We start from the raw sequence: 2,113 nt of genomic DNA, 5'->3' as shown, positions 1-2,113 counted from the left end.
GAATGGCCGGTGCAACCAAAATAACAATCAGGGGCGTATTGCCCCTGATTGTTATTTAAGACTTATAAACTAAATTATATATATTTATCGTTTCTGAAACCATTTTTTTTACATTAAACTCATTAACAGCTTTTTCTCTGGCTTTTTTAGAGAGCTCTTTTAACTCTTGAAATGATAAACTAGAAATTAATTTCAGAACCTTATGTATAGATATTTCATTGCCTGCCCTTGTAATCCAACCATTAACACCATGATCAATGTTTTCTGGTAATCCACCAAAATCACTGACAATAACAGGAAGACCACAAGCCATCATTTCTCTGCAAGAAAAGCTGATAGTTTCACAATCTGTAGATAGTACAAACCCAATAGAAGCATTCTTCATATAACTAATTATCGCTTTGTCATCATTAATGTAACCAATAAATTCAATATCAACATTTAAAAAATCAATACCAATTAATTTTTCTATATCCTTTTTATGAGGAATACGGCCTAGTATTTTTATACTGAATTTATTAGATAATTCTTTATCTTTTGCCAGACATCTTATTAAAAAGTGCCACCCTTTATGTCTTGCTGTTCCAGCAGAGGAAATAAGTGTTATTTTTCCTGTTTCTATAATCGGGTGTTCAATTTTCCATTTATCAGTATTAATACCATTTTTGATAATGACTGACTGCTCATTAGGGATAAAAAATGAACATTGTTTATGTATAGAATCACTTACAAAAATGATTTTTTCATTGAATCTTCTAAGTCTGATTCTGGATAATAACGATACAGAATAATGATTATGTTTAGTATAAATTAATTTACTTTTCATTCCAAAAAATAATTTGGCTATGACGGCTATTTTATTATCAGAGTTCCCATTAGTGTGAATAATATCTATTTTATATTCTTTTGTTATTTTAGATAGAATCTGGCTAGTTTTTATAATTTGTTTTAGTTTTTTAATTTTAAAGGAAAAACATAATGGGAATACATTATTAACCCCCAAATTAAATAGTTCTTTATATAATCTACTTTCTGGTGGGCAGGCAATGAACAAGTTTCCTTCGTTATAGTTAAAATACTTAACTATATTCATTATATATGTTGTATGACCACCACCATTCCCTGTATGAAAGTTTGTAATCAAAATATTCATGATATTACCTAATTTTAATTTCTAATTTTTACTTATTTTACCTGAAAAATAGGGCCTGTACAGGCCCTATTTTCTATTTTTTAGGTGTTTCGGGCCACTGAATTATATCAGGCTGAGAAGTATCTACTCTACTTAATAAAACTCTGTATTTTTTCCATGCCATCAATTGCTCAATTTCTTTATCTGTTGCTATATCTAAATCAATGGCATCTTGTAGAGGCTGTATAGTCATGTTTATTACAGCCATTTTTTCTATTTTATGGTTTTCAATTATCCGTATTTTTTCTTCCAACGTATATATACGCGGAATTACTTTCTTGCCATTAAAAAACCATCTACCAGAGATATCAAGACATGCAGGTATATTGTTGGGTTCTAATTCCGCTACAGATAAATATATAGGAAAAAGACTGGATATATCTTTTGATAATGAAGTAACTATTCCAACTTCATTAAAAGTAAACTTAATCGTTTCTTGTGAGAATTTTTTTTGAATTTTATACCAATCGTTTTCCTTATCATCTTTTAAATATTGAATATATGGAATACTATCTTTTGGAGTATAAGGGGAAAAAATCCCAGTTATCATAATATGCACCTAAATAGTTGATATTGTTACCCACGTATTATTAATATATGCCTGTACTGGACGATAATGTAATCCTGCAAGGTGTTGTCTTCCTGAACTCCACATTGTTGTACTTAAACCAACGAGAACATTACCAGCAGGTGCTGTCCAGTTTTTTGTTGTATCTGTCCAGCCACCTTCGGTAGCTATACTACCAAGACGCAGGTTTGCTACCCCTATATTAGTTTTGTCTGCATACCGACTATCAGATTCCGCTTTGGTATATACTCCCACATCAGTTGCAGAAGGTTTGTTTTTCGTACTATATTGAATAGTCCAGGATAAGTATTTTTCCGGCCCATACCATGTTTGTCGCGTCGCAATATCCCCTT

Annotated in this window: 1 protein-coding gene and 2 pseudogenes; all 3 read right to left on the bottom strand. The window is 31.0% G+C overall.

The features are described 5' to 3' along the window. Window positions 1–55: 55 nt before the first annotated feature. Complete coding sequence (locus OO184_RS24765; protein ID WP_265381432.1) at window positions 56–1,153, bottom strand: glycosyltransferase family 4 protein; 1,098 nt, start codon at window positions 1,151–1,153, stop codon at window positions 56–58. A 73-nt stretch (window positions 1,154–1,226) separates the two neighbouring features. Then, window positions 1,227–1,634: pseudogene (locus tag OO184_RS24760) on the bottom strand (tail fiber assembly protein); the annotation flags it as partial. 117 nt (window positions 1,635–1,751) lie between these two features. After that, window positions 1,752–2,113 (bottom strand): annotated as a pseudogene (locus OO184_RS24755) (hypothetical protein); the annotation flags it as partial.

The organism is Photorhabdus aballayi, from assembly GCF_026153155.1.
GTDB classification, from domain to species: domain Bacteria; phylum Pseudomonadota; class Gammaproteobacteria; order Enterobacterales; family Enterobacteriaceae; genus Photorhabdus; species Photorhabdus luminescens.
Note: the sequence above shows the minus strand (reverse complement) of the source record. Positions and strands in the feature narration are given on the sequence as shown.

Excerpts from the sequence above, each read along its gene's own strand:
- OO184_RS24765 (WP_265381432.1), bottom strand. The coding sequence starts at position 1,153 with ATGAATATTTTGATTACAAACTTTCATACAGGGAATGGTGGTGGTCAT.